Source organism: Streptomyces sp. AM25 (assembly GCF_058146165.1).
This window is the reverse complement of the sequence record NZ_JBKIWN010000153.1, coordinates 1-1,281: the sequence shown is the minus strand read 5'-3', so window position 1 is coordinate 1,281 and position 1,281 is coordinate 1. Positions and strand designations below refer to the sequence as shown.

Genomic DNA, 1,281 nt, shown 5'->3' with positions numbered 1-1,281 from the left:
TGGTGTAGTTGCTGGTCAGGGCGTGATCCCGAGGGCGTCGAGGGGGCGGGCGAAGGGCTCGTAGGACATCTCGCGGAGGCCGGCGGCGATGCTGGTGTGTCCGGCAGTGCGGAGGGTGTTGATGGCGAGGTTGCGCAGGGTGGCCATGTTCTCCGGCCCGTGCCCCGTGCGGATCTTGGAGGCGTCCTCGGTGAACGTGACGTCTCTGACGTGGTGGACGGCCTCGATGCCCCACTGCGACCTGCCGAGACGCCCGATGAGCTGGGGCGGTGCCTCATGTGCCGTCATGTCTGTGATCGCGTAGACGGTCTGCCGGGTGACCTTGCCGGTCTTCACCTCGGTGCGGTGGCGCAGGATCTTCACCGCCTGGACCACGTGCGGGAAGTCCAGACCGAGGCCGGTGACGGTGAGAGCGCGCACCGAGCGGGTCTCGCAACGTCCGTGCCCGCGTTCACGGTCGTAGCGCCGGGCGGTCACGTCCTTCCACGGCAGGGCCCTGATGGCCGCGTGCAGTTTCGGCTGGTTGCCCTTGACCACCAGCAGGTAGTGCGCCTTCTTCACCTCCACCAGCCACTTCGCGTGCGCGCGCTGGGTGTGCAGGGCGTCGGCGGTCACCACGGTGCCGGCCAGGTCGAACGGGGCCAGCAGGGCGGTGAACGCGGAGATCTCGTTGGTCTTGTCCGGCACCCGCAGCTGGCTGACGACACGACCGGCGGCCGTGACGGCGGACAGCAGGTGGGCGGCGGGCGCGGCATCGGTGCGCGAGCCGCGGGCGCTCTTGCCGTCCACTGCGACCGTCTGCGTGCCGGCTGGGTCGTGGCCGAGCAGGTCGGCGAGCCCGCCGGGGCATACCAGGAGCAGCACCCGGCGCAGGGTGGAGAGGGAGGCCGGCCGGCGCACGCCGAGCGGCCCGCGCGCACGAAACCCCAGGCGGGCAAGGGTGTCCTGGGGCGCGTGGCGGGCCCACTGGCCGACCGCGGCATAGGAGCGGGCACCGGCCAGGACCGCACAGGCCGCAACCAGCAGCACCGATACCAGAGAGTGACGGCGCCCGCGCCGGGCACGCGGGTCGGACAGTGTCCTCAGCCTGCCCTCCAGCCCCACGATCGCGCGGTGTTGACGCGCGGGTGACTTCACCAGACAGACAGTGGCAGACTGACGGCACATCGAAGCTCCGGCTGTTCAGGGCGACTTGAGAAATCACCCCGTCAACCGGAGCTTCGTTGCGTTCGACACGGCCCACCGACACCCATCACACCACCGTGACCAGCACCTTTCCTC

Annotated in this window: 1 protein-coding gene; it reads right to left on the bottom strand. The window is 70.4% G+C overall.

Annotation, left to right across the window (positions count from 1 at the left end):
* Positions 1-15 precede the first annotated feature (15 nt).
* The gene (locus ACLHRZ_RS42480; protein WP_490423997.1) at positions 16-1,137 is read right to left on the bottom strand and encodes an ISAs1 family transposase; all 1,122 of its coding nucleotides are present in this window, start codon (positions 1,135-1,137) and stop codon (positions 16-18) included.
* Positions 1,138-1,281: the final 144 nt, after the last annotated feature.